The organism is Novosphingobium sp. Leaf2 (assembly GCF_001421325.1).
Classification (GTDB): domain Bacteria; phylum Pseudomonadota; class Alphaproteobacteria; order Sphingomonadales; family Sphingomonadaceae; genus Novosphingobium.
Map to the genome: position 1 here is coordinate 601,818 of NZ_LMJY01000001.1, position 24,894 is coordinate 626,711.

A 24,894-nucleotide genomic window follows, 5' to 3' on the forward strand; every position below is an offset into this window, starting at 1 on the left:
TTATGTCGGTTACCCCTGAGAAGAAGCTGGATATCATCACGGACAACGCCCGCGCCACTGGCGATACGGGCAGCCCGGAAGTTCAGGTCGCGATCCTGACGGAGCGCATCAAGAACCTGACCGAGCACTTCAAGGCACACCACAAGGACAACCACTCGCGTCGCGGTCTGCTGGCCATGGTCAACAAGCGCCGCTCGCTGCTGGACTACCTGAAGAAGAAGGATGTGGCGCGGTACAACTCGCTCATCCAGAAGCTGGGTCTGCGTAAGTAAGATCGAGTGACGGCCCGCTTCGGCGGGCCGTTTTGCATGTGCGGCCCGCGATGTGGTAAGAGCCTATCGCGCATTCGCACGGCGTGGCTGGCAGGAATGCCGCCCGCGCTTACAATACCAGGCATCTCCCGCAATTCGGCGGGGGGCCTTGGGGCCTTCGAAAAAGCCCCGCACCGGACCGGGACGGTACCCCGGCAGTAAGCCCCGCCGTTGCAATAGGGCCGGTGGGTCGAGGAAAAACCTATGTTCGACGTCAAGACTGTAAGCATGGAGTGGGGCGGCAAGACCCTCACTCTCGAAACCGGCCGCATCGCTCGCCAGGCGAACGGCGCGGTCCTCGCCACCTACGGCGAAACCGTGGTGCTGTGCGCCGTTACCGCCGCCAAGTCGGTGAAGGAAGGGCAGGATTTCTTCCCGCTCACCGTGCACTACCAGGAAAAGTTTTCCGCAGCCGGTCGCATCCCCGGTGGCTTCTTCAAGCGTGAGCGCGGCGCGACCGAAAAGGAAACGCTGACCAGCCGCCTGATCGACCGTCCGATCCGCCCGCTGTTCCCCGAAGGTTTCTACAACGAAATCAACGTCATCGCCCAGGTCCTGAGCTATGACGGTGAAACCGAGGCCGACGTGGTCGCGATGATCGCCGCCTCTGCCGCGCTGACCATTTCGGGCGTGCCGTTCATGGGCCCGATCGCCGCCGCGCGCGTTGGCTTCGTCGATGGCGAATACACGCTCAACCCCAAGCAGGACGCCGCCCTCAAGGACGGTCGCCTCGATCTCGTCGTCGCCGCCACCGGCGATGCCGTGATGATGGTGGAATCGGAAGCCAAGGAGCTGACCGAGGAAGAAATGCTGGGCGCCGTCATGTTTGCGCATGACGAAATCCGCAAGGTCGTAAACCTCATCATCGACCTGGCCGAAAAGGCCGCGAAGGAGCCTTGGGAAGTCGACCTGTCGGACAACACCGCCGACATCAAGGCCAAGCTCAAGAAGGCCGTCGGCAAGGACGTTGCCGCCGCCTACAAGCTGACCGACAAGTCGGCCCGCTCCGAGGCGCTCAACGCCGCGCGCGCCAAGGCCAAGGACGCTTTCGCGAGCGAGAGCCCGCAGGTTCAGATGATCGCCATCAAGTCCATGAAGAAGGTCGAGGCGGACATCGTGCGCACCGCCATCCTCAAGGACGGCAAGCGCATCGACGGCCGCAAGCTCGACCAGGTTCGCCCGATCGAGGCGATCGTGGGCTTCCTGCCGCGCACGCACGGTTCCTCGCTGTTCACGCGCGGTGAAACGCAGGCGATCTGCACCACCACGCTGGGCACCAAGGAAGCCGAACAGATGATCGACGGCCTCGAAGGCCTGTCGTACTCGTCGTTCATGCTGCACTACAACTTCCCGCCGTACTCGGTGGGCGAGGTCGGTCGCTTCGGCGCGCCGGGTCGCCGCGAAGTGGGCCACGGTAAGCTGGCATGGCGTGCGCTGCACCCCGTGCTGCCCGCCAAGGAAGACTTCCCCTACACCATCCGCGTCCTGTCCGACATCACCGAGTCCAACGGCTCGTCCTCGATGGCGACGGTGTGCGGCGGTTCGCTCTCGATGATGGATGCCGGCGTGCCGCTGGTCCGCCCGGTTTCGGGCATCGCCATGGGCCTGATCCTGGAAGGCGACGATTTCGCCGTCCTGTCAGACATTCTGGGCGACGAAGATCACCTGGGCGACATGGACTTCAAGGTCGCAGGCACCGAACTTGGCATCACCACGATGCAGATGGACATCAAGATCGCCGGCATCACCAAGGAAATCATGGGCAAGGCGCTGGAGCAGGCGAAGGCCGGCCGTGCGCACATCCTGGGTGAAATGACCAAGGCCCTTGGTTCGTCGCGCAACGAGCTGTCGGCCCACGCCCCGCGCATCGAGACGATCCAGATCGACAAGTCGAAGATCCGCGACATCATCGGCACCGGCGGCAAAGTCATCCGCGAAATCGTGGCCGAAACCGGCGCCAAGGTGGACATCGACGATGAAGGGATCATCAAGATCTCCTCGTCCGACACCGCGCAGATCGAAGCGGCCAAGAAGTGGATCCTGGGCATCGTCGAGGAAGCGGAAGTCGGCAAGGTGTATGACGGCAAGGTCGTCAACATCGTCGATTTCGGCGCGTTCGTGAACTTCATGGGTGGCAAGGACGGCCTCGTCCACGTCTCCGAGATGCGCAACGAGCGGGTCGAGAAGCCCACCGACGTGGTCAAGGAAGGCCAGGCCGTGAAGGTCAAGGTCCTCGAGATCGACCAGCGCGGCAAGGTGCGTCTGTCGATGCGCGTCGTCGATCAGGAAACCGGCGCTGAGCTGGAAGATACCCGTCCGGCCCGCGAACCGCGTGGCGATCGCCCCGAGCGTAGCGGTGGCGGCGATCGCGGTGGTGACCGTCGTGGTCCGCGCCGTGATGGCGGTGGCCGTGGCGGCGATCGTCCGCGCGGCGATCGCGGCCCGCGTCGCGATGGCGGCGGCGACAATGGTGGCGGCAACCCCGACCACCTGCCGGCCTTCCTCAAGGAAGACTGATCGCAACCGATCACTGACAGGAAAAGGCCGGGAGCGATCTCGGCCTTTTTCGTTCACTTATGCGTAATACGCGGGGACGGCCCGCTGGTCGGCGCATCGGGCTTGGGCGCCTGTACACCGTCGCGCCCACTGATCTGCACCGTGACGTCGGAGCCGAGTGCACCGTGCCAGGTCATCACCGTGTCCGGCCGGCGGTTGGCCGCAATGGCGGCGGGGGTCGCCTGATTGTCAATACGCAGGTGAATATGGTCCGTCGTAACGCCGGTGTAGCGGTTGGCGATCACGACGTGCGCCTGCTCGTTCGTGTCGGTGATCAGCGTTATATCGAGGTCGAGATGGCGCGCGCCCCCTGCGAATGCGGTGCCATCGCCCAGAACCAGCCGCGTATCGGTCGCCACGATCTTGCCCGTCAGCCACGATCCGATCAGGCCGGGCCCGCAATTGCGCACGACCAGGGAGATCTGCCCTTGCTGGGTGCGGAAGCGGCCAAGATTGCCCGGTGGCGCCGGGTTGTCGGCGATGTCAGGGCCGGGGGCGTGCATCTGGATGCGGCGGTTCTCCGCAAATTCGCCGTCGAGCGCGAAGGCCCCACCGGACTTGCCAGGAATGCCGTAGCAATCGGTGATCTCGACATCGATGATCCGGCCTCGTCCAAGCCCGGTCCACCCTTCGATGCCGACGTAGCAATCCTGGATCTTGCACCCCTGCACATCGACCATGCATCCGTTGGGGTTCAGGCCCTGTCCGTTGGAATGCAGGAAGGTGGAATTGCGCACCGTCAGTTTTGCGGCGGGATCGTCGGTTGCGTAGACGGTCTCACCGCGCCACCCGGTCATCACGCAATCGAGGATAGTGATGTCGGCGCCGCGCAGATCCGCGCGGCTGCGGATGCCCTTGTGGGTGATGTCCCAGCCCGCCCCGTCCGCAAGCCGTGCGGGCCAGCCGTAATACCCCGATTTGCGCGTTGCGCCGTCGATCACCAGGTGTTCCAGCGTCAGCGACTGGCGTGGGCTTGTGCGATCCAGCACGCGGCGTTCGATGGGGCGGGTGGCGTAGAGATAGAAGCCGCTGCCGCGCCACACTTTGCCGTCCACCACCTGGAACGCCTGGCCGGGGGTGGTGCCATCGGGCGAAACGCCGCCTGGCGACAGGAAGCGTAGCGTCGAGCGGGCGGAACCCAGCCCGATCATATGGATCTGCTGGTCCGGCGCGATCACGATCCCGTGCCCGTCCACCGCTTCGGTGAAGGGCGGGGAGGTGCGCTTCGGGAACCACACGGTGTACAAAGGGGCGGACAGGCCGATCTTCGTCACGCCTACCGTTGCTGCATAATCCACCGTCGCCTGGATGGCGGCGCGATCGTCTATCCTGCCGCTGCCCGAAGGATCCCCGCGAGCGCCGCCTTGCTCCACGGTGATCATGCCGCCGGTGGGATTGAGGCGAAAGCAGCGCCCGTTCGCCGTCGTCACGCAAAACCGGGGATGGTCGCGGGCAAGATCAGGCGTGGCGAGCGCATCCGAAACATAGTCCGCTGCGCCGCTGCCGTGGCTGTCCCAGCCTTCGGTGCGCAAGGCACGCAGGTGTGCGGGCGGGGCCATGTGAACAAGATCGGCGAACAGCCCGCCGTCATCTGGGGTAGTGGCTATGCCGGCCATGCCTGGCGCCATGCGGTGGGATGCCACTACACTGCGCGCGGCGCTGAGCAGTTGCACCTGCACAGGGCGCGATGCATCGAGATAGATCGCCGGGAAATGTCCCAGCATGTCGGACATTACGGGATTGGGGTGCCGCAACACCAGGCCGGCGTCCGCATAGATAACCGCGTCCTTGCCAGGAATGTCTGTCCGCACGAACCGGAGGGCCATGCCGCCACATGGCGCGCAGCTGCCGGCATGGGCGTGGAGCAACGGGCTGACGTATTTGATGGCCTGCAAATGGCACCTCCGGCACGCGGCTGCCCCGCCGCGCGGATCTGCCACAGGCCATTCCCGCCGTCCATCCCGGGCCGGGCAAACGGTGCTACAATTTGGTTTAGCGCCGCCCCCGCAGGGTGACCGGCTCTAGGGTGCCGCGTTAGGGGCCGACGCGGGTGCAGGGACCGAAGCGGAGGCGGGTACCGCAGCCGTAGGCGGGGCCGAGGTTCGCCGTGCGGTGAGGATTTTCACCGGCGGCTCCAGCATTTGCCCGCGCATCACGCCTTCACCCTTGGTGGCGGAAAGCGGCGCGTTCCAGATTGCCTTCACCACGTCCATCCCCGCAACCACGTGCCCGAACGCGGCAAAGCCGGCACGGGTGTCAGGATCGGTAGCGGCGGGATTGGCGTCCAGCGTTACGACATCGCCGATCATGATCGTGAAGTCCGCCGTGGCCGTGCCGGGCGCATAGCGCGCCATCGAGATGGTGCCCGACGTGTGGCTGAGGCCCGTAACGTTGGTGGGCTCGTGCGCCACCGGAGGCAGAACTTTGCCCGGCAGGCCTTGCAGGCCACCTTGCAGCAGGCCGGTGGGCGTGGTTCCCCAGTCCAGATGCATGGCGCGATAGAACGTCGTGCCATCGAGCCGCTTGGTGTCCACGTACTTCAGGAAGTTGGCGACGGTTAGCGGCGCATGGGTCTTGTCGAGCGCAAGGGTTATAACACCCTGCGACGTGGTGAGGGCCACGTAGACGTACGTTGCCGGGACGGGCGCGGGGGCCGGGGCGGCTGCAGTGGCCGGCGCCGGGCCTGTGTCCTGCGCGTGCACGGACAGCGGCAGCAATAGCACCAGCGACGCCAGCCCAGCCCTGGCGATCCGGCGCATGCTACTATGGCCCCCCATGCCGGTCAGCGAACCCGCGGACCACCGAAGGGCAGCGGCGGCGGCGCCCGGCGCGCACCGCGCGGCAGCTGCGCCTGATAAGCACGACCGCAATGTTCCACGCAATACGGGAAGCCGGGGTTCACCTTTTCACCGCAGAAGTGGAAGTCAGGCTCACCAGGGTGGCCCATCGGCCAGCGGCAGATCCGGTCGTTAAGGTCGAGCAGGCTGGTCTTGCCGGAGATTTCCGCGCTCGGCTTGGCGGGAACCAGACGGCGCGGCGGCGCGGGCGGAATGGGCGGCTGCTGATCGCCAGGCCCCTGACGCAGGAAGCCGCCGGGGCCAACCGAGACGATACGCGGCTGCGGAGCGGCTGGAGGGGGCGTCGGTGCTGCGTCCATCGACGGCTCGGGCGCACGCGGCGATGGCGCCGCCGGGGCAACAGGCCGCGCGACGTGCGGGGCAGGGGCGCGCTCTGCTACCGGCTCGGACGGCGCGGGCGCGGCTTCCGGCTTTGGTTTTCGCGGCGCGGCAGCGGCGGTAACGCCGGCAGGAGCAGCGGGGCGCGCGGGCTTCTCGTTGGCCTTGACCGGAGACGGGCGTGCTTTCAGGCCCAGGCGATGGGCTTTGCCGATCACCGCGTTGCGGCTGACGCCGCCGAGATCTTCCGCGATCTGGCTGGCGGTGGAACCACCCTCCCACATCTTGGTCAGCTTCTCGATCCGTTCGTCCGTCCAGCTCATTTCAATTCCATCACATCGAAGGAGGGCAATTTTCAGAATCGCCCCCGATTTTCCAGCCGCCGCTTGCCTCGGAACGCATCAGCCGATAGTCGCGGGGCCATGGCCGATCAACCCCAATCGCGTGAACTGCCTGGCACCGCCGGCATCCTGGCTCCTGAAGGGGCCCCGGCAAGCCGGTTTCCACCCAAGGGCCAGCCGGTGATCCACACGGTCAACTGGGAAGGGCTCAAGACCCTTTATATGAAGGAAGTTCGCCGCTTCTTCAAGGTGCAGACCCAGACGATCTGGGCACCGGCGATCACGACAATGATGTTCCTGGTGATCTTCACCGTGGCGATGGGCCGAGGCAACCGGGAAATGCTGGGCGTCAACTTCGCCACGTTCGTCGCGCCGGGCCTGATCGTGATGGGCATGATGCAGAACGCGTTCGCCAATTCCAGCTTCTCGTTCCTGGCCGGCAAGATCCAGGGGACCATCATCGACTTCCTGATGCCGCCGCTGACCGAGGGCGAACTGATGCTGGCGATGGTCGGCGCGGCGGTTACCCGCGCGCTCCTGGTGGGCCTGGCGCTGAGCGCGGCGATGCTGCTCTGGCCGGGCGTCAACCTGTCGATGGCGCACCCATGGGCGGTGGTGTGGTTCGGCCTCGTCGGATCGGTGTTCCTCGCGCTGCTGGGGCTGCTGACCTCGATCTGGGCGGAAAAGTTCGATCACAACGCGGCGGTCACCAACTTCGTGATCGCCCCGCTCTCGCTGCTGTCGGGCACCTTCTACGTGATCGACAACCTGGCCCCGGCCTTCCAGGCGATCAGCCGGGCCAACCCGTTCTTCTACGTCATCTCCGGCTTTCGCTTCGGTTTCCTCGGCGCAAGCGACATCGGCGATACCAACATGGCGGTATTGCACGGCGCGATCGGCATGGGGGTGGTTGACGTCGTGCTGGCGGTGGTGACGTTCCTGGTACTGCGCTCGGGCTGGAAGCTCAAAGGTTAACCGCGCGCGCGACGCGGTAGCCGCAAGAACTTACCATAAATCGTTAACGGAAAGTTATTGCCTGTAGGGCAAGCTGTCGGGGTGACACCCCGAGACCCTTCCAGCGACAGCCGCCGGCCAAAGGCCGCAAGGTTCACGGCGCCGGCGATGCTGGCGGCTTTTTGCCTGCTGGTCCTGATCCTGGGGTTGTTGTTCTGGTCCGGCAAGGAAGCGGATCGGATCGCCCGGCATCGTGACCGTGCGCTGGTCGCGCTGGTGCTGAGCCAGATGGTCGACCGGGTGGGCCATGCGCAGGAATCGTCCACCGTGTGGGATGATGCCGTGCTTCAGGTTCGCAGGCGTCCGCTCGACATGGGATGGATCGACCAGAATCTTGGCATCTGGTTCCAGAACTATGCCGGCATCGACGAGATCTACATTCTCGATCCGCAAAATCGGCCAGTCTATGCCATGCGGGACGGACGGCGCGCGAAGCCGGAAGCCTTCATCGCGGTAGAGGGCGTGGCTGACCGGCTGGTGGCCGCCTTGCGCAAAAGCGGCAAGCCGGTGGGGCGGGGGCAAAGCGATGTGGCCATGTTGTCGGCCGGGCGGGCGGACTTTGGCATTGTGCGGGGACGGCCTGCTCTCGTCAGCGTCAAGCCCATCGTTTCGGACAGCGGCCGGATACCCCAAAAGCCGGGCACCGAGGCGCTTCATGTTGCTGTGGAATATCTCGACGCGGAATTCTTCGGCCGGATCGGCAGCCAGTTCGGGTTGGCGGACGCGCATTACGCCATCGCGCCGGATACCTTGCGCGGCCAACGTTCGGTTGGGATGCAAGACCACCAAGGCCATACAATAGGGTATCTGCACTGGCGGCCGTTCGCACCCGGCAGCCAGGTCATTGCCGCTCTGGCCCCGGTGCTGCTGGTTGTGCTGCTGCTGACAGGCGCGCTCGTCTACCTCTTGGCCAGCCGCCTCGCGCGGCGCACCCACGATTTGGAGGACAGCCGCCGCCATGCCCAGCACCGCGCCACCCATGACGAGCTTACCGGCCTTGGCAACCGTTCGATGTTCGAGCAGCGGCTGGATGAGGCGCTGGCGCGCGCACGGCGGCACAAGACCCTGCTGGCGCTGCTGTATATCGACCTCGACCGCTTCAAGCAGGTCAACGATACCCTGGGCCATCCCGCCGGGGATGCGCTGATCCGCCAGGTCGCGCGCAGGCTGCTGGCCGAAGTGCGCATTTACGATTTTGTTGCACGCGTGGGCGGAGACGAGTTCGCGATCATCGTTGGCGAGCCTGAAAACCGCCACGCCGTCGAACGCATCTGCGCGCGCATTGTGGCCGAGGTGGAACGTCCGTTCGATCTTGCGGGATCGCAGGCCTTCATCGGGGCCAGCATCGGCGTCGCGCTTGCGCCGCTCCACGGTCTTGATCGCACCGAACTGACTCGCAAAGCGGACATCGCGCTGTATCGCGCCAAGACGGAGGGACGCAGCCGTTACCGGTTCTTCACGCCCGACCTTGATGTCGACGTGCAGGCGCGCGAGGAAACTTACCGCGATCTGCGCCAGGCACTTGCCGATTGCGACCGTCAGCTGGCGTTGCACTATCAGCCGATCTACACGCTGGAGACCGGGCACATGGTCGGCGTGGAAGCACTGCTGCGCTGGTATCACCCCGAACATGGGCTTATGCCGCCGGCGGATCTGGTCCGTTCGGCGGAAGAGTCCGGCCTGATCGAAGTGCTGGGCGATTGGGTCCTGCATCGCGCCGTGCAGGATGCCCGCGCCTGGCCGACGTTGCGCGTTGCCGTCAACGTCTCGCCTTTGCAGCTGCGCAGCCGGAAGTTCGTGGACACGGTGCGGCAGGTCCTCGCCAGCGGCGCCATCACGGCGGATCGGCTGGAAGTGGAGCTGACGGAAACCGCGCTGATGGCCGCGCCCGACGAGGTGGGCCATTGCCTTGCCGCGTTGCGCGGGCTCGGCGTCGCGTGCGCGCTGGACGATTTCGGGACCGGCTATTCCTCCCTCAGCCACATCCGCGACTTTGCAGTGGACCGGGTGAAGATCGACCGTTCGTTCGTCAATGCCATCGATACCAAGGCCGGCGCGGCGCTGGTCGAGGCGATCGTCAACCTCGCGCGGGCCAACGGCCTGAGGCTGACGGCAGAAGGTGTGGAAAAGCCCGAGCAGCAGGCGTTCCTGCGCCGCGTCGGATGCCACGAAGTTCAGGGCTTCCTGTTGTCCAAACCTATTCCCGCAGACTCAATAACGCAGCTGTTGCAGGATGATGTGGACCACGATGCCGGTCCGGGAGCCGCCGCTCTGGGGTTGTAACACCCGGCTCGGACGAGGACGGGTCAATGCGCCAGCCCATGGCGTAACTGATAGCGCCCGCCGGCATACGCCTCGAACATCTGCGACAGCGCCGGATGATCGACCGGCCCGCCCTCGGCATCCCCGTCCAGGTTCTGCTGGCTCACATAAGCGACATAGCTGGATTCCTCGTTTTCGGCGAGGAGGTGATAATAGGGCTGGTCGCGCACCGGGCGCACGTCGGCAGGGATGGACTGATACCATTCCTCGCTGTTGGCGAAGACCGGATCGATATCGAAAACGACGCCGCGAAAATCATGATGACGGTGCCGCACGACCTCGCCGATCGCAAAGCGCGCGCGGGTCTGCCGGGGAGCATCGATTACCCGCCCGGCCTGAGGGGAAAAGAAGGACGCTCTGTTCATTCCACCGATATAGGTTTCGCAAGCATTTCAGGCAAGCGAAGCCCGGCACCGCTGCCGGGATAATTGCAGATCGGGGCTTGGCAAGCCTGCCCAAGTCGGCTACCGGCGCCCTTCGCTTGACCCCGGCGGGCCCGCCCGTCGCAGCACGATCTCATTGCGGAGAGGTGGCAGAGTGGTCGAATGCGCTGCACTCGAAATGCAGTGTACGGGTAACCGTACCGTGGGTTCGAATCCCACCCTCTCCGCCAAGAGCCCCTTCACCGACATTCACCACTTACGGGAAAATCGGACTAAACCACCGGTAATCAAGGATTATTGTCCGGTGTCGACCATCCTTGTTCGGGGTCGTTCGAAAATGAATGTGGGACTGAGTGTGGGACTGGGGCCGGGCGAGGGGCTTCAGATCAGGCCGATTCGATGCTAAATTCCCAGACATGGGAAAGCTCAACGCCAGCATCATCAAGGAACTTGTCGAACCCGGCCGTTATCCGGACGGGGAAGGGCTCTATCTCAAGGTTTCGCCGTCGGGCGGCAAGAGCTGGGTGCTTCGTATCCAGGTGAACGGAACCAGGCGTGACATCGGCCTGGGCGACGCCAAGCATATTCCGGTCCGCACAGCTCGTCTCGAAGCGGGCGCCGCCAAAAAACTAGCTGCCGCAGGGATCGATCCCCTCGAAGAACGACGCAAGGTCACGAGGGTCATTCCGACGTTCGAACAGGCCGCCAAGTCGGTGCACGCCGAGATGGTGAAAAGCTGGAAGAACGGCAAACACACCAAACAATGGCTCAAGACCCTCGAGCTTTACGCATAACCGCAGGAGACCTAGCGGATGGAGCACTTCTGCCCGCGTTCTTCTTGAGCCGGGGTACTGGTACGAAATCGCCATGGTGGTCTTTCGAAAAGGTCGAGGGAATGGGAACGTTCGGCCTCATCCCTGACGTTACCGAACCAAAATGGGGGGCCGATTACGGCCCTTCGTTCATAGCCTTGAAGTGGGACAAATTTGCCGTTCCCCACGGGCTTTCGGAAGGACTGATGTCGCCGATAGCCGCCATTCGACAGTCCTATGCCTGGCCATATGAACAGACGGCTAGTTTCGGAGCAGCGATTTGCCTTCAGGAACGCCCATTATCAGGGGTGGGAAGGGGAGCGGCAGCTTTCGGGAAGGCGGGTGGCAATAGCCGACGTTGCGGGGCTCCAGCTTTTCCCAAGAGGGATGGTGAGGCGGGAAAACTTCCGCAGGCTCATTAACGGGCCGGCGGTTGCATAAGCTCTATCGTGATATGATCGGGGCCTGAAACGTATGCCACCAACGTACCCTTCCGTGGACCACCCGCAATCGGCAGCGGACTACCCTTGGCCTTCCATCCTGCTGCCTTGACGCGGGCCATAGCGGCATGAATATCTTTCACGGTCAGCGCCAGGTGGGCCGCTCCGATCGATCCCGCGCTGGAAGGCACCGCCCCGTTCTGGTGCCCTCTTGAATATTGCAACAGTTCGACAACGTAGCCGTCTGGTGCCCTGACGATCGCCGTTTTCACACTCGGATCATCGACACCTGTCACCTGGTGCAGAAAGTCGCCCCCCATCTCCGATTGGCGCTCAAGTGTGAAACCGAGCGCTCCCGTCCAAAACCGAACGGCGTCGTCCAAAGACGATACAGCGAAACCTGTGTGGTCCACGGCAATTACGTTTGCGGCGTCGTTCATTGCTGCACTCTCACTGGGCCGTGCTTGCGCTGTCTGGCCTGCGGCCCGGCTGCAACCGACGCCAGCAGCATGGCGAACATGATCTTCATAGTGCTTCTTTAACACTTTGGGCTCTTCTCGAATAGGAACGTTTGGCGGGAACGTTGCTGCCTCGATCGCGGTGACGAACGCCTTCGGGTGTCGCTCTCCCAAAATTTGTTCCCATATGCTCTTTCCCGAAATGGGCAATCGGAGACGGAGAAACGGAAAAAATTGCGCTTAACGAATGGCCGTTATTGGGCGCCCGGATCGCCTGACCGTCCGGGTTGAGGGCGGTTCCCGAACGGCACCTCCTAGTGTAGCGGCAGCCGAAAATGGACCTTGGTTCAGAGGTAAATGGAGGGCAAGTGTCCGATCGCTGGCGCCCCAAAGAAGCCATTCCGGACACGCCCGCAAAGCGGTCATTGGCACTGGTTAAAAAAGTAGACATAGGGGTCAGCATTGCTCGTGAGGGTCAAACCCATTGCAACCTAAGCCTTCTACAGCTCTTATTACCTTGCTCTTGGCTGCATGTGGCGTCAGCGCGCAGGATGCCGCTACGACGGAAAAGAAACCATCATTCGCAGCATCAGGCTCTCAGAAGCCAGAGCCGTTCGCAGTCGAGGACAGTGCCGTCCTGCAAGCGAGATCGCAATCCGGCCGACAGTATGAAGTCTATGTCAAGACCCCCCCAGGATATGGTAAACCCGAGAACGCCTCGCGTAACCGCGAGAAAGCCCAGGATGTGGAGCCCTGCATAGAGCAGGAAACCATAGTCGAAGGAGGCGGCCGGCTTGATGGGACGTGCAGCCTCTGGGCTCACTCCGCCGCCATGGGGACGCCTGCACTGGCGCCTCAATTCTCGGGATTGTTCGGCAAGGCGACCCGCTCGATCGCCTCTTCCATCGTCAGGCCCTGACCGAGCAGATCATGGATCTGCGCGAAGGTGCGGGGGGAGGACGAGTAGACCGTGTCGGAATAGGGATCAAGGCCGAGACGGCCGACCGTCAACGTGTGCGGGCCCTTTATCATGACGTCCGAATACTCGACGCCGTTAACCCCGACCGCTGCCCCCCGGGTCTCCCGTTCTTGCCGGTCGCAATTCCAGGACAGGGGAGTGTCAACAATATCTGCAGCGAGTTGCCTTGACGTCCGCCTCGCCGATACCGCATGAATCGAGCGCAGCACACGCGAGTTGATAAGACGACAGCCAGTCAGACCTACTGTCCAAACTGCTGGCCCAGTTTGGACTTGTCCCCGCTAAACTTAGGCGGGGCAGGCGGCTGCGGAGGTGACCAACCGGCAGGCATGGGGGCTGGCTTCTGTTCCTTCGCATAGGCTTCAAGACTGGATTCGTTAGGCAGGGTATCCTCCTCAAGCGTTGGCGCTCGAAGCATGTTGGGATCAATCGCGCGAACCGCCGCGATCAAGTCCTGGGGCAGCCGTGCCAGCGCATCAATGCCACCCGGCAGCAAAGCGGAATGCCCGAAGTAGTTAATGTGCCCGGGCGCGGCTCCCATCAACATCCAGGGCAGCCACGGAGTGACGCGCTGCCAGGACCCTAGGCGAGGCAGATACGTCATTTCCGGATTTACAAGGTCTGCCTCAGAAACCGTCCAGTTGAAGTTTTCCGTAACTTGAGCGTAGTCGCCCGTCGACTCTCGTGGCCAAGCTGATGGCACCAGGGCGTTTGGGTAGAACAAGTTGACGTTAGAGAACAAAGTCAGTGTGCCGTCCGGATTCCGGGTCCAATTGCCGATCCATGGCTTACCCATGAAGTTGATCTCGATCGTCTGGTTATAAGGATTGTTCGCGATCGGTACGACGCCTACGGTTTCTTCCGTATATGGGTTGAGCCAAGTATCCATGATCCTTCCAGTTTTGATATCACGGTAGACGACGGTCTCCCGCAGTAGTTTGCGCCAGCTTCCGTCGGATCGCCGATGCATGCGAACTACGCTAACACCTTCATAGGTCATCAGATCACGAACGGGCTCGTTCGGGCGAACACCTTGGATTACCCCCTCTAACCAGCCGACCAGTTGATTGCTCTCATTGAGATCACCATTGAGGCGCGCTCGGGTGTCTCGATTCCATTCTGCGCTTTGCAAATCAATTTTAGTCAAGAACTTCGGCATCTCTTTACGTGCTAGCGCGTTAGAAGATGGGGCAACCGCAAGCATTGTTCCGATACCTACCAAGCCAAGGCCCTGGCGTCGCGTGATATCCATCAAAAATCTCCTGAGAAATATTACCGAAATTATCAAAACGTATTCGCTTTTATTTTCAATCTGTAATAATTAAATCGTCTCGACGCAGATTTTATATTCATGCCCATTGCTCACCGGTAACTAGGTGCAGCGTCTTTCACCGCCTATGTCGCACTGAATGTGGATTCGTCACCCCTAACTTACTTGGTCAGCTAGTTGTTCACCAAATATATAAAAATCGGACAGGTAGGCACTCGAAAAATACTAAATATTGGCAGGCGCTCCAATCCGGCCCAAGATTTCCTCGGAATATTACTCGCACCCCCATATTCGGATGAACTAGGTCAGTTTTACTTTTCGCCGCAACTTCTACATTTATCCAATAGGAAGGCTCTTAAAAAATCCATGGCAGCATGCGTGACTGCTCGCAGTTCGGACACGCGAACCTCAAGCTGGAGACCTCGAAGAACCTGCAAATTTTGCGTCCCGGAGGCGAAGGGGAGGAGATTGGTCAGTGTGGCCCTCTTTGGGGACATGATGGTCTGATTTTCGGTGCAAGGACGGCCTGGGTTGCGGCATTTCCCTTCATGCAGTCGCACTACCCCCCCCTCGAGCCAGACCCAACTTGAACAGTTCTTTTGATAAAGTCTTTTATGTTCAATAACATGCACGCACTGGCGCGAGTGTTACCACTACATCTTTGGGGTTAGTTGAGCTTGCAGAGGCTCAGGTTTGCGGATCGGCGCCGAAGGTACGACGCCGGAAAAATCTCCATAAAACGTTGAATTTGCGGTGAATATTTGCGTAGCTGGGAGCAGATCAGCGCCGATTGGAACTCCTCCCTTATCTACGTTTTCCACAAGACTACAAATAGTTGCGTCGCTCACAGTGGGGTCCCGCGTTCGACGCCGATCCACAGTATTACAAACTAACGAACTGCCACCGCCTCAAGATAAGCGCGGCAAAGTACCGGAAGCTGGAGGGCAATAACTTCCAATGCTTCAGAATCTTCGCGCTCTAAAACTGTTCTGGTGGTTCCCGACAATGTCGCACAAATCATGCTACTAACGACATCAATATCTTCGAAATTAGCGTCGGTTGCGGCTGACAACGCGATTGCTACAGCATTACGCAGGCGGCACAGCACATCTGCCAGCAACGCCGCTGTATCTAAATCTGAAGCAAGTAAGTATATAGCCCTAGAGGCAGCTATATTATTTATTCTTATTTCTAAAAACGCCGAAACTAGACGGTCTGAGATTATCTTTAGCTTATATCCGGAGCTATTATTTGATACAGCTTCAACGGATGCTACTATTTCATCAAGATGTGATTTCAAGACTGCGAAAAGCAAAGCCCTCTTGTGCGGGAAATACTGATAAATTGTGCCAATTGATACCCCAGCGCGCTCTGCGACACGGGTTGTAGTCACATGGCCGTGCTCCTCCCGCGTTAAAAGCTGAATGGTTGCGCTAAGAATCGCTTCGACCGTTGCTGCGGATCGAGCTTGGCGCGGCGATTTCCGGGCTTTTTGCAGGTCACTGAGTGCGTGCGGGAATGCGAGTGGCGTAGGTGAAACATCCTTCATATAAACTTCGTATCGGGAAATCGTGGTGAGGAACAAGGATAATGTGTCTGTCTCAACAGGTCGCGCGCCACAATGATCGTATGGACAATTCCGACATTTTCGAGGGAAGCTATAATGGCCCAGGCGAAGCGAAAGTAATCGAGCTTACCGTTGAGCCTGCCACGGCCGAAGCGCTGGCGCCATTCGGCGCGGTTATCGGCCGCGACGCGCCTGTGCAGCCGGTGTCGGTGGACTTCTACAAGGGCGCGGTGAAAATGAGCTACCCCGCCCGCTTCGTGTGCGAACATCCGGTGGAAGTCACGCTGGCGCAGCTGGATCGCCGTCCTGGCGAAGTGCGCTACATGGAGCGCCATTTCCAGCACACGCAGGCGTTCCTGCCGCTGGCCGGCAAGTCCTTCATCGCCGTCATGGCTCCGCCTTCCGACAGTGACCTGCCCGACCTTTCGCAAGTGCGCGCCTTCCGCTTCGATGGCAGCGCCGGCTTCGCGATGCATCTTGGCACCTGGCACGAATTTCCCTTCGCGGTGGAAGACGGCACCGATCTTGTCGTGCTGCTGTCCAGCCAGACCGGCTACGATCTCAAGGCGAAGGATGCGGTGACGGAGGAGGCCCATGGCCCCGACCTCGACAAGAAGGACATCGTCGCCCGCACGGGCCACGTATTCCGTTTCGAACTGATGGGAGTGCAATGACGATGGCGGAGCGTATCAACCTGGATCGCAAGACCTGGTCCAAGGGCAGCCAGCCGGTGGTCTTCGAAAGCGAGACGGTGGACGCCCTGGCCGGCATAATCCTGGCGCTGTTGGGCGAAGTGGTCGTGCTCAAGGACCGGCTCGACGCGAACGAGCGCCTGCTCGAAGCGGCCGGGTTGCATGGGCCGGCAAACATCGACACGTTCGCACCCGATGCGCAGGCGCGCGACTATCGCGGCACCTACCGGCAGGGCATTTACGATCGCGTGCTGGGCACTGCGCGCGACAAGCTGATGCCGAACGCGCTGACCGAGCAGACCGCTTATGAAGGCGTGCTCGACGCCGTGACCCGCGACTGATTTCTCCAAAAGGAGCGCCGACATGGAACAGTATAGTCAGGAACACTTCGGCCACGCGGTCATGCCGCAGGCCAACCACGATGAGCAGGCCATGGAAGATCACTTCCTTGCGATGCGGATGTGGACCAACCGCAACATGGACCCGCTCGATCGCCGTCTGCTTGACGAAGTGATCGTGCCGCAGATCGAAAAGAAGACTGGCGCCGCGCCGACCTCCAGCACCCAGATCCGCCAGGCGCTGGAGGCTCACCCGCTGCATCAGTTGTGGCTGACGCTTTCGCTGTTCTATCAGGACCGCATCTGGGTGACGCTCGACGGCGCGATCGACCGCCAGTTCGACGATCTGGCCGCCAAGGTCGAGGCGCAGGTCGCCGAACCCAAGGGAAGCCTGCGGCTGAATCCCGAGTTGGCAATTCCGCGCTACATCTCGGCGTTCGACCATCACCGCATGCCAGGCAGCTACATCGTCGATACGGCACAGGACGATTTCCGTGCCGGCGCTCTCTACGATCGCTTCGCCTCGACTTATCTGCGTGCGCTCAACGGCGGATGGAAGAACGACGGGCGGGGCCACACGCTGGCCAGCCACGTTCAGGATTTCTACCCGGACTTCAAGCCGCGGCGCATCCTGGATCTCGGCTGCTCGGTGGGACATTCGACCGTGGCGATTGCGCAGGCTTTCCCCGACGCGGAAGTCTTCGCGCTGGACGTGGGCGCACCGATGCTGCGCTATGGCCATGCCCGTGCCGAAGCGATGGGCGCACCGATCCACTTCAGCCAGCAGGACGCCGAACACACTGACTTCGAGGACGGCAGCTTCGACCTCGTCTGCTCCTCGGCGGTGATGCACGAAACGTCGGCAAAGGGCATGCGCGCCATCTTCAAGGAGTGCCATCGCCTGCTGCGCAAGGGCGGTGTGATGTGCCACGTCGATGTCCCGCCCCGTCATGAGCACATGTCGCTGTGGGACCAGATGCGCTGCGACTTCGAAAGCCATTACAACAACGAACCGTTCATGACCTCGCTGGCCCGCACAGACTGGCTGAAGGTGGCAGTATCGGCCGGGTTTGAAGCCGATGACGTCGCTGTCGGGTATCGCAAGGGCACGTTCTTCCTCAAGCCCGACCGCGAAGACTTCTTCACCGAGGGGCACCCGGAAGGCCGTGCGATGATCGGCTCGTGGTACGCCTGCTCGGCGCTTAAGTAACCTCACGACCCGGCGGCGCGTTTACCTGCTGACGCCGCCGGGCTTTTCCATTCCACGCCATATGTTGGTCCGGCGTCATCCCGCCGGTCCGGAAGCGTTGCTGCGCGCGCGAAAGGGAGACCGCATTCATGCCCGTCGAGATCAACGGCCTGCTCAACCATAACATTTCCAGTGAAACACATCCGGTGCCGTTCGAGCACTTCGATCCCGAAGGCATCGTGCGGACGGCCAAGCTGCACGACGCCAAAGATAACTACATTTAACGATGCTAAGTTGGCGCCGTGTTAACCTTGGAGCTAGGCTCACTTGCTCTCAGGTGACCATTGAGATCAGACTAGCATGAATGCGGACATGGAGATATCTTTGACACTATGCTCGAAAGAGAATTTCGGATGACTAGTGTCGCCGAGTTGAGCGCCTCTAATCATTTGACCGGAGCGTTATCGCGATCGGTTCACGGCTGGCCGGGCGGACGCTCGGCCTGGATTATGGTGGGGATGCTGTTCCTTGCCGGGATCCTGTCGGTGATCGACCGGGCAGCGCTCAACATCCTGGTCGATCCGGTTCGCACCGATCTTTCGATTGGTGACGAGCAGATCGGCTTGTTGCAGGGCCTTGCCTTCGGGCTATTCTATGCCTTCATGGGCCTGCCGATGGGGCTTGCCGCCGATCGCGTGTCGCGGCGCAACCTGATCGTTGGCGGCATTACGCTGTGGAGCATCGCCACTATCGGCAGCGGACTTGCCCAGTCGTTCGGATGGCTGTTCGCAGGCCGCCTGATGGTCGGCCTTGGCGAAGCCGCGTTGGGTCCGGCGGCGATCTCGCTGATCGCCGACCTGTTCGCGCCGGAGCGCCGGGGGCGGCCGATATCCGTCTACATGGCCGGACAGGGGCTTGCCAACGGCATCGCCATCTCGCTCACCGGCCTGCTCGTCACCGCCGCCGGCACCGGTGCCTTCATCGGCGTCCCGCTGCTGGGCCATCTGGTGCCGTGGCGCATTGTCTTTGTCATCTTCGGAGCCAGCGGCCTCGTCGTCGCAGCCGCACTCGCTCTGTTCACCCGTGAACCGGCGCGGCAATCGGTAGCGACCACCGGCCCGGTCCGTGCCCCCGGCGCGGCCGAAGCCGCCTACCTGTGGCGCAACAAGGCGGTGCTGCTGCCCCTCTACTTCGGTTTCGCGACTGCCTTCGTGGTGGCCTATGGCGGTTCTTCCTGGGCGCCGACGATGCTGCTGCGCGCCTATGGCGCCACACCCGGCTTCCTGGGCGCCTGGCTGGGGCCGCTATCGATCGCTTTCTCAGTGATAGGCCCTGTCATAGGCGGGACCCTGCTGGATCGATCGATGCGGTCGGGCCACAACACCCGCCGTTTTGCGATCCTGGGCATCGCCCCGCTGTTCGCACTGCCATCCTCGCTGGCGGTGCTGGCGGGCGACCTGCATGTGGCGACGGTCCTGGTGGCTTCTGCGAACGCGGTATTCTCGGTGGTTGGCACGGTGATGTTCGCCACGTTGCAGTCGGTGGTGCCGCCACGCATGCAGGGCAGTTCGATCGCCTTGACGCTGGTGCTCAACACGATCCTTGGCGCAAGCTTGGGCCCGTTGATGGTCGCCAGCGTGACCGAACGGGTACTTCACGATCCATCGCAAGTCGGCTGGTCTATCGCAATCGTATGCTTCCCGTTCCTGCTTGTCGCCGCCGCGCTCTACGGCCTTGCCGGCAGGGCGATGCGCAAGGCCATAGCGCGGGGCGACAGCGAATGCGCGCGGCTCCTCACAGGGGAGAAAGCGACCTGATCGAATGGCTTTGTAGGATCGAGTCTCATTGCGTGGTGTGAGATCGAAGGCGCGGCCACGTCGATCTCCCGCCAAGCCGGGTTGATCAGGCTGCCATATCGGGCAGCGTGATGACGTTGTTATCGCTCAATCCCGCGACGCTCTCAAGTGTCATGTAGCGGGAGCGCTGGATTGCCCATTCATCGTTCTGTTCCAGCAGGATAGCGCCGACGAGCCGGGTCATCGCTTCTTCGCTGGGCATGCTTCAGGGACTGTCAGGAATTCGGTGTCTGGGGAGGCATAATGGGTAACAAGAAGCCCCACTATGTCACGACGCAAAGAACCGGCGATACCTCACGAGCTTCGGGACCAGCGTTTGGCCGGAGGCGCTGCCAGCGCTGCCTTTGAGCAAGGCGGCTTGCTGGATTCGCTGAAGAAGGCGCTTACGGAACGCGCATTGAACGCGGGGATGGACCACCACCTGGCGACAGACGAAGGCGGCGGTAACACGCGCAATGGCTATGGCCGAAAGACCGTAACGACCGAGAACGGCAAGCTGGAGATCGATGTCCCACGCGACCGCCAGTCCAGCTTCGACCCACAACTGATAGAGCGAAGTACCAGCGCCGGTTTCCCGGTTTCGACGACAAGATCGTGTCGATGTATGCGCCAGGCATGAGCACCCGGGAGATCGCCGGGCACCTTCGTGATCTCTACGGCATCGACGTATCGCTCGACCTGATCAGTACGGTGACAGACGCCGTGCTTGAGCACTACGCCGGCTTCGCGGTAGCGGGACGACGGCAAGCTTAAAAGCAGGCTCAAAACCTGAAGTTGCATTTAGCCATTGATTTGCATAGAAATACGATTTGGCAGAAATACGCAAGCTATTGATATGGAGTAATATTTCCTGACGCTACTTTCTGCGAAAGCGGTACGGGAACCCCAAATGCCACGCCGAAGTGGGGATGCGGAGCCGGCCGGACACAACGCCACTCAAGGTCCGGCAGAGCCAGTACATGAATAACCGGATTAAGCAGGACCATCGGCGCATCAAGCGCCGAATTCGGCCGATGCTCGGTTTCAAGTCCGAACGCACGGCCGCGATCATTCTCGACGGCATCGAACTCGTTCACATGATCCGCAAGGGTCAGATGATCTACGCGAACGACGCCCGAAATCCGTCTCATGCAGAGCAGTTCAACCGCCTCGCGGTATAGTTCACCATTTCAAAGATCCAACACCGATTCTCGCCGACGATTGCGACATAACCCCGCCGCGAACCTGAGCCTCTGCAAGCTCACCCAACCGCAAAAATGTAGTGGTAACACTCGCGCCGGTGCGTGCAGGCCATTGAACAAAAATGCCTTTTCCAAAAGCACTGTTCAAGTTGGGCCTGGAGATGAATGGCGAGAGCTACCGCCTCGCCCATAGCCGCGCCCGAAAGCCCACAACCGACCCCTGAAAATCAGGCCAACGTCCGAGGAAGTGGCGCTCGGGCGGCCGCCACACTGGCCTGGTTTTACTCCGCCCCGCGGCCGACTTTTGCGCCGCCGTTGACACCGTCTTGCTTGATAAATTCAATTTGCGATTGAGCGCAATGAGCCAAAAGCCCAAATGCTCCCACTATTTCCGGTGTCGTATTTGTGAAAGCATTGCCGGAGTTTGTATTTTTATTTATTTCTATCTTTTTGTCCGCGTAATCAAACTTTGCATGGTTTGATAGAAATATTTGAGCTTTGTTAGAGTATGCTTCAGACTTCATGAGATCGGCTGATTTTGCATAGGCACTATATGGCTCAATATTTGGTCCTAAATTAAGACCCATACCACCCCAAAATGCGACGTTCCGTCGCACACCCTTGTCGGTCACGGGGAAGATCATGGATATCGTACCGCGCGTATGGCCGGGCGTGATGATCATTTTGACGGTAGTGCTCCCGAGCGTCACCTGATCCCGCGACTTCACAGATATATCTCGGCTAGGAGTGGTGAAGCCAGCAGGCAAGCCGACTTTGGCTCGTTGCGCCGCCTTCTCCCAATCTTTCTCTCCCATTATGACCCGTGCCCGGTATTTTTCGGCCAAGTACCGGGCACCGCCGTAATGATCGATATGGCCATGTGTAATGATGATAAATTTGATCGTAGAGGGGTCTAGCCCGAGCTTTTTAAGACCCCCTTCGATGCTAAATTTTGCTTCTTCCTCATTATCAAGCGTATCGATGAGTATTATGCCCTCTTCGGTTTTAATCGCCCAAGAGGAGGCCGCATGATTTCCTAAATAATATAAATTATCAAATACCTTGGCCTCCGGAAAGCTTTCAGGAAATTTATATACATAATTCGTCATGAAATTTGGATATGGCTTAGGAACTGGCTCGCATAATTTCTGAATCCCAGGAAATAATTTGGCGATACCCACATAGGAACTTTCCTCGGCTGTCGCAGGAGGGGCCGCCAAAACGGTTGATGCGACTATAGATGATATCAATATCTTATGATTCTTGAGAAGAAATATTGCCATTTGATTGCCTTAACATGTCGTCATTTTTACGCAGCGGAACGCGATTGCAAGAAAAACAAATTTGCAAATGGCTAACAAGGCAATGGTTCTGTTTTATCCGATTTTGCATCTCAGCTCGACTTTAAGCCTTTCGTAGACGAGGCGGTCGCCAAGCAGGTGCTTGCCGATCCGACACATCGCGATGTTGCACAGGTCGCCGCTGAACGCACGCTCGTCCTCCTCAAGAATGACGGCAACGCGCTTCCGCTCGTCGCCAGCGCGAACAAGCGCGTCGCCGTGATCGGTGCCTTGGCCAATTCCAAGCGCGATATGCTGGGCCCCTGGTCGTTCCAGTATGACTTGCCGGAAACCGTCACCGTGTTCGAAGGCGTCCGCGACCGCCTTGGAACCAGCGCAAAGGTAGAGACGGCGCCGGGCGTGCAACTCAAGCGCAATGTGCCATCAATGTTCGAGAGCATCACGTTGCCTGGGATGGCAAAGCCCGAACCCCGCTGGGACGCGGCACGTGCGCAGAGCGAATATGATCGGGCGATTGCGCTGGCCAAAAATTCCGACCTTGTCATCCTGACGCTCGGTGAAGCGGAGGACATGAGCGGGGAGGGGGCATCACGCGCCGACTTGAAGTTGCCGGGGGATCAGCTCAAAATGTTCGATGCGATCAGCGCGATGGGCAAAAAGATCGTCGTCGTCACCATGAGTGGGAGGCCGCTGGAGTTGGATCAGGTGCTCGACCGCGCGCCCGCCATCCTGCATGCCTGGTACGGCGGCACGCGAGGCGGCATTGCTATCGCGCGTGCCTTGTTCGGCGATATAAATCCGGGTGGCAAATTGCCCGTCACTTGGCCTCGCACCGTGGGTCAGGTTCCGATCTATTATGCGCACAACACTACTCACGGGCCCAACGAGCAGGGCAAGCGCTACTGGGATATCCCCTCCACGCCGCAGTTCGAATTCGGCTACGGTCTGAGCTATACCCGCTTCGCCATGAGCGCTCCCGTCGTGACGGGCGATGCGATCGTCCCCGGTGGAAAGGTCACGGTCTTCACTGAAGTCACCAATTCAGGCACGCGCGAAGGTGATGAGGTGGTGCAGCTCTACATCCACCAGCGGGCAGGCCGCGCCTCGCGCCCCGTGCGTGAACTCAAGGGCTTCCAGCGCATCACCCTCAAACCGGGCGAAAAACGCACGGTGACGTTTGACTTGGACGAAACAAGCGTCCGCTACTGGAATGGCGCGGTAAAGGACTGGGTTGTCGATCCTGGTACATTCGACGTGTGGATCGGTGCCAGTTCCAGCGCGACGAACCATGCGACTTTCACCGTTGGCGGTCAGCCGCGCACGGTGAAGGGCTGGAACTAGGCTCAAGAACCATTGATTGGCAGGCAACGATATGATTCAGGGTCCGCGAGGAGACTGAGCATGAGCGATCTGTATTGGCTGACGGATGAGCAGATGGCGCGCTTGGAACGGGAGCGGGAATAGCTACGGTGTGGGCAATCTACACCTTACGCTAGCGCAGGCCTATCTCAAGAAGCTGCTCGGCAATGCGCGGATCGTACGCTGGCTTGGCCAGTACCGTCCGGAATTTCTGGAGCAGTTTGAGCTGATCGCCGATGTGTGAGGGCCGCCCGGTTTAAGCGCTGAATAGGCGTGCTGCGCCTGAAGCAGGATTTTGGCATCAGCATGATTATTATGCGCAGCGGGTCATCAACGATCGCCCAAGTGCACTGCGTATATTATGTCTAAATATATGCCTTAAGACGATTAGGAAGAAAAAATACATTATTTACAATGTTATTTTACTTCCTACAGCTCCGCCACTTCCCGATCAAAATCAATTACTTAGTCGCCATAGAGCGGCTTTGTCCGCCTTCAGTTCGCGCCCATTCGGGCGATGATCGATATGACGGCTGTTGTTGAAGCGGTCGCTTCGACACAGAGCGCGGCGAGTTGCCGCGTGGCGGTTCGGCGATGCTGAAGGTTCAACGCCAGAGCCAGCGACGCCCGCGCGTGCGCTCGAACTTCCTTATAGCTGGCACCGGGAAAAGCGTGCGCGATATACGCTTCGGGCATCCGGTTCGCGTCGGTTTCGCTTGGCGTCACCCCGTCTTGCGACTCATGGATGGCAGGATCATAGACAGCTTCGGGAAYGGCCTCGATCAGCGCTTCAGCCTCGCAGGCATCGTCGACCTGGCCGCCCGTTAGTCTCAGGCTGACAGGACGTCCATCAGCGTCGACAAATGATCTCCAGATCCCCTTTTTTGCCCGTCGCACCGTGCTGGTGGACGCGCATGCAGGTGGAATCAATCATCACCAATTCGCCGTTGAAGCCGGCGGAAACCGCCGCCAACAGCCGGTCCCACACACCARCCTTCCGCCAGCGGACGAACCGATTGTAGCAGGTGGTCGATGGGCCATAGCGTTCCGGGATTTYCGCCCACGGCGCACCAGAGCGGAAGCGCCAGAGAATGCCGTTCAGGACACGACGATCGTCAACCCGAGGCATGCCGCGCGGCTTGTTGGGMAGCAATGGCGCGATGATCAGCCATTCCTTGTCCGTCAGTTCATACCGCCGTCGCGTCATACATCCTCCGTTTCCGAAGGGCGCCTGAATCACGACAATGCCGACAGCTCAACCCAATTTATGAGTTCGCGCCCTAGTACACCCCCCGCGCGGCCAGGACTGCATTGAGGTGCCGGCGGCCCAGCAGTTCGGCGATCTGCAC

General features: G+C 60.7%; 20 protein-coding genes, 1 tRNA gene and 5 pseudogenes. 15 read left to right on the forward strand and 11 right to left on the reverse strand.

Going from position 1 to position 24,894, the window contains the following annotated elements:
- The first annotated feature begins 2 nt into the window (after positions 1 to 2).
- Positions 3 to 272: a 30S ribosomal protein S15 gene (gene rpsO, locus ASE49_RS02980; protein WP_007686026.1), complete on the forward strand. Its 270-nt coding sequence runs from the start codon at positions 3 to 5 to the stop codon at positions 270 to 272.
- Between the two features lie 243 nt (positions 273 to 515).
- Positions 516 to 2,828 carry a polyribonucleotide nucleotidyltransferase gene (pnp, locus tag ASE49_RS02985; RefSeq protein WP_056768576.1) on the forward strand — a complete coding sequence of 771 codons (2,313 nt, stop codon included), beginning with the start codon at positions 516 to 518 and terminating at the stop codon, positions 2,826 to 2,828.
- Positions 2,829 to 2,881: 53 nt separating this feature from the next.
- Here pnp and ASE49_RS02990 read toward each other — a convergent pair whose 3' ends face one another.
- The 3 genes from ASE49_RS02990 to ASE49_RS03000 form a co-directional block, all read right to left on the reverse strand.
- Positions 2,882 to 4,762: a hypothetical protein gene (locus ASE49_RS02990; RefSeq protein WP_162234215.1), complete on the reverse strand. Its 1,881-nt coding sequence runs from the start codon at positions 4,760 to 4,762 to the stop codon at positions 2,882 to 2,884.
- A 126-nt stretch (positions 4,763 to 4,888) separates the two neighbouring features.
- Positions 4,889 to 5,626, reverse strand: a complete 738-nt coding sequence (locus ASE49_RS02995; RefSeq protein ID WP_056768578.1) for a peptidylprolyl isomerase — start codon at positions 5,624 to 5,626, stop codon at positions 4,889 to 4,891.
- 23 nt (positions 5,627 to 5,649) lie between these two features.
- Entirely contained in the window at positions 5,650 to 6,366 is a 717-nt protein-coding gene (locus tag ASE49_RS03000; protein WP_056768579.1) for a GcrA family cell cycle regulator, read from the reverse strand.
- 99 nt (positions 6,367 to 6,465) lie between these two features.
- Here ASE49_RS03000 and ASE49_RS03005 point away from each other — a divergent pair, with 99 nt between their 5' ends.
- Both ASE49_RS03005 and ASE49_RS03010 read left to right on the forward strand, forming a co-directional pair.
- The gene (locus tag ASE49_RS03005) at positions 6,466 to 7,359 is read left to right on the forward strand and encodes an ABC transporter permease (RefSeq protein ID WP_056768580.1); all 894 of its coding nucleotides are present in this window, start codon (positions 6,466 to 6,468) and stop codon (positions 7,357 to 7,359) included.
- A gap of 147 nt (positions 7,360 to 7,506) precedes the next feature.
- Positions 7,507 to 9,681: a putative bifunctional diguanylate cyclase/phosphodiesterase gene (locus tag ASE49_RS03010; RefSeq protein WP_056768581.1), complete on the forward strand. Its 2,175-nt coding sequence runs from the start codon at positions 7,507 to 7,509 to the stop codon at positions 9,679 to 9,681.
- Positions 9,682 to 9,704: 23 nt separating this feature from the next.
- On the opposite strand, the gene hspQ is transcribed toward ASE49_RS03010, so the two are convergent.
- A complete protein-coding gene (gene hspQ / locus ASE49_RS03015) occupies positions 9,705 to 10,085 on the reverse strand; it encodes a heat shock protein HspQ (protein ID WP_056768582.1) in 381 nt (126 codons plus the stop codon).
- Between the two features lie 158 nt (positions 10,086 to 10,243).
- On the opposite strand from hspQ, the gene ASE49_RS03020 reads away from it, so the two are divergent.
- Positions 10,244 to 10,333 (forward strand) — tRNA-Ser (locus tag ASE49_RS03020).
- A 186-nt stretch (positions 10,334 to 10,519) separates the two neighbouring features.
- Positions 10,520 to 10,897: an Arm DNA-binding domain-containing protein gene (locus tag ASE49_RS03025; RefSeq protein ID WP_056768583.1), complete on the forward strand. Its 378-nt coding sequence runs from the start codon at positions 10,520 to 10,522 to the stop codon at positions 10,895 to 10,897.
- A gap of 436 nt (positions 10,898 to 11,333) precedes the next feature.
- Here ASE49_RS03025 and ASE49_RS03030 read toward each other — a convergent pair whose 3' ends face one another.
- The 4 genes and pseudogenes from ASE49_RS03030 to ASE49_RS17600 all read right to left on the reverse strand — a co-directional run bounded on the left by ASE49_RS03030 (position 11,334) and on the right by ASE49_RS17600 (position 15,647).
- Positions 11,334 to 11,795 carry a VOC family protein gene (locus ASE49_RS03030; protein ID WP_056768667.1) on the reverse strand — a complete coding sequence of 154 codons (462 nt, stop codon included), beginning with the start codon at positions 11,793 to 11,795 and terminating at the stop codon, positions 11,334 to 11,336.
- Between the two features lie 873 nt (positions 11,796 to 12,668).
- A pseudogene (locus tag ASE49_RS18020) lies at positions 12,669 to 12,869 on the reverse strand (hypothetical protein); the annotation flags it as partial.
- A 164-nt stretch (positions 12,870 to 13,033) separates the two neighbouring features.
- Positions 13,034 to 14,044: a DUF1838 family protein gene (locus tag ASE49_RS03040; protein WP_056768585.1), complete on the reverse strand. Its 1,011-nt coding sequence runs from the start codon at positions 14,042 to 14,044 to the stop codon at positions 13,034 to 13,036.
- Between the two features lie 907 nt (positions 14,045 to 14,951).
- Positions 14,952 to 15,647: a TetR/AcrR family transcriptional regulator gene (locus ASE49_RS17600; protein WP_156370049.1), complete on the reverse strand. Its 696-nt coding sequence runs from the start codon at positions 15,645 to 15,647 to the stop codon at positions 14,952 to 14,954.
- Positions 15,648 to 15,652: 5 nt separating this feature from the next.
- Between ASE49_RS17600 and ASE49_RS03045 the strand changes: the two genes are divergently transcribed.
- From ASE49_RS03045 to ASE49_RS03060, 5 genes are all read left to right on the forward strand, one after another.
- The gene (locus tag ASE49_RS03045; protein ID WP_235522800.1) at positions 15,653 to 16,303 is read left to right on the forward strand and encodes an ureidoglycolate lyase; all 651 of its coding nucleotides are present in this window, start codon (positions 15,653 to 15,655) and stop codon (positions 16,301 to 16,303) included.
- A gap of 2 nt (positions 16,304 to 16,305) precedes the next feature.
- Complete coding sequence (locus ASE49_RS03050; protein ID WP_056768668.1) at positions 16,306 to 16,662, forward strand: hypothetical protein; 357 nt, start codon at positions 16,306 to 16,308, stop codon at positions 16,660 to 16,662.
- Positions 16,663 to 16,684: 22 nt separating this feature from the next.
- Entirely contained in the window at positions 16,685 to 17,869 is a 1,185-nt protein-coding gene (locus ASE49_RS03055; RefSeq protein ID WP_056768587.1) for a class I SAM-dependent methyltransferase, read from the forward strand.
- Between the two features lie 128 nt (positions 17,870 to 17,997).
- Entirely contained in the window at positions 17,998 to 18,132 is a 135-nt protein-coding gene (locus tag ASE49_RS18830; RefSeq protein ID WP_268778234.1) for a hypothetical protein, read from the forward strand.
- A gap of 129 nt (positions 18,133 to 18,261) precedes the next feature.
- Complete coding sequence (locus ASE49_RS03060) at positions 18,262 to 19,665, forward strand: MFS transporter (protein WP_056768588.1); 1,404 nt, start codon at positions 18,262 to 18,264, stop codon at positions 19,663 to 19,665.
- Positions 19,666 to 19,750: 85 nt separating this feature from the next.
- Here ASE49_RS03060 and ASE49_RS18030 read toward each other — a convergent pair.
- Positions 19,751 to 19,903: pseudogene (locus ASE49_RS18030) on the reverse strand (IS256 family transposase); the annotation flags it as partial.
- Positions 19,904 to 19,969: 66 nt separating this feature from the next.
- Between ASE49_RS18030 and ASE49_RS03070 the strand changes: the two are divergent.
- Together ASE49_RS03070 and ASE49_RS03075 are read left to right on the forward strand one after the other, a co-directional pair.
- Positions 19,970 to 20,424: pseudogene (locus tag ASE49_RS03070) on the forward strand (transposase); the annotation flags it as partial.
- A 218-nt stretch (positions 20,425 to 20,642) separates the two neighbouring features.
- Positions 20,643 to 20,864 (forward strand): annotated as a pseudogene (locus tag ASE49_RS03075) (DDE-type integrase/transposase/recombinase); the annotation flags it as partial.
- A 302-nt stretch (positions 20,865 to 21,166) separates the two neighbouring features.
- On the opposite strand, the gene ASE49_RS03080 reads toward ASE49_RS03075, so the two are convergent.
- Positions 21,167 to 22,168, reverse strand: coding sequence for an MBL fold metallo-hydrolase (locus ASE49_RS03080; RefSeq protein WP_082456261.1), 1,002 nt, complete (start codon positions 22,166 to 22,168; stop codon positions 21,167 to 21,169).
- A 156-nt stretch (positions 22,169 to 22,324) separates the two neighbouring features.
- Here ASE49_RS03080 and ASE49_RS03085 point away from each other — a divergent pair, with 156 nt between their 5' ends.
- On the forward strand, positions 22,325 to 23,527 hold the full coding sequence (locus tag ASE49_RS03085) for a glycoside hydrolase family 3 C-terminal domain-containing protein (RefSeq protein ID WP_082456262.1): 1,203 nt from the start codon (positions 22,325 to 22,327) through the stop codon (positions 23,525 to 23,527).
- Between the two features lie 85 nt (positions 23,528 to 23,612).
- Positions 23,613 to 23,789, forward strand: coding sequence for a hypothetical protein (locus ASE49_RS18510; protein ID WP_200921948.1), 177 nt, complete (start codon positions 23,613 to 23,615; stop codon positions 23,787 to 23,789).
- A gap of 533 nt (positions 23,790 to 24,322) precedes the next feature.
- Here ASE49_RS18510 and ASE49_RS03095 read toward each other — a convergent pair.
- Positions 24,323 to 24,752: pseudogene (locus ASE49_RS03095) on the reverse strand (IS5 family transposase); the annotation flags it as partial.
- Positions 24,753 to 24,894 lie beyond the last annotated feature (142 nt).